The following is a 1,283-nucleotide window of genomic DNA, read 5'->3' as shown; positions in this document are numbered from 1 at the left end:
AGAGGTGGTTCCACTTGTTTGAACAACTAAAAGCGTATTTATAAGTGATATTCCGCTCTAGTTAAGCCACCTTGTTTTGTTGGGGTAGCTGATCATAGTAAAACTCATTTGGTGTCATTTTGTCTAGACTCGAATGAGGTCGTTTCAGATTATAAAACTCAAAATATGCACTCAATTGCTTTTTCGCATCTGTGACACTGCTATAAGCTTTGAGATACACCTCTTCATATTTAACGCTCCGCCATAATCGTTCAACCATCACATTATCTACCCATCGACCTTTACCATCCATACTGATTTGAATGCCATTTGATTTCAATACATCAATAAATGCATCACTGGTGAACTGACTGCCTTGGTCTGTATTCAATATTTCAGGTGATCCATATTTTTCAATCGCTTCATTTAAAGCCGAAATACAAAAATCCACCTCCATACTAATCGATACCCTATGCGCAAGTACCTTGCGGCTATGCCAATCAATCACAGCACATAAATAAACAAAGCCTTTTGCCATAGGGATATACGTTATATCCGTAGACCACACTTGATTACTGCGCTGAATAGCCAATCCTTTGAGCAGATATGGATATTTACGGTGAGCTTGATTAGCCTGGCTTAAATTTGGTTTGCAATATAACGCCTGAATACCCATTTTCTTCATTAAAGTACGTGTATGACGTCGTCCTATATGATGCCCTTGACGATTCAACAAATCACGCATCATACGACTGCCTGCAAAAGGATATTGCATATGTAATTCATCAATACATCGCATCAGCTTCAGATCTGATGAGCTAACAGGTTTTGGGCGATAATAATAACAACCACGAGAGACTTTCAGTAACTTAGCTTGTTTAGATACTGAAATCTGAAGTGAGTGATCGATTAACTTTTGTGGTTGAAGCGGCCCAGTTTCTTCAACACACCTTCTAAAAAATCAATTTCTAATGCCTGCTCACCGATTTTTGCATGTAACTTTTTAAGATCAATGGGAGGTTCTGATGGAGCTTTTGATTGATCGAAAGCTTGTGAGGAAGCTGAGATCAATTGATTTTTCCAGTCAATAATTTGGTTTTGATGAACATCAAACTCAGAACTCAATTCAGCAAGTGTTTTTTCTGCTTTGATCGCAGCAAGTGCTACCTTAGCCTTAAAGTCGTTTGAATGATTTCTTCTTGGTCTACGTGCCATAAAATACTCCATATATTGATGTTTATAACATCATTTGAGGAGCAGAGTATCACTTATAGGAGTTGTTCAAATTTCCGGATCCATCTCTA

At 38.0% G+C, this 1,283-nt stretch carries 1 protein-coding gene; it reads right to left on the bottom strand.

Going from position 1 to position 1,283, the window contains the following annotated elements; all coding sequences use genetic code 11:
• Nucleotides 1-61 precede the first annotated feature (61 nt).
• A protein-coding gene (locus FTV38_RS17625; protein ID WP_099046175.1) for an IS3-like element ISAba14 family transposase occupies nt 62-1,206 on the bottom strand; the annotation gives its coding sequence in 2 pieces (ribosomal slippage) (nt 62-942 and nt 942-1,206; 1,146 coding nt in all).
• Between the last annotated feature and the right edge of the window lie 77 nt (nt 1,207-1,283).

The organism is Acinetobacter sp. YH16044, from assembly GCF_013417145.1.
GTDB classification, from domain to species: Bacteria; Pseudomonadota; Gammaproteobacteria; order Pseudomonadales; family Moraxellaceae; genus Acinetobacter; species Acinetobacter amyesii.
The sequence above is the reverse complement of the archived record's forward strand: the minus strand, read 5'-3'. Positions and strand labels throughout refer to the sequence as shown.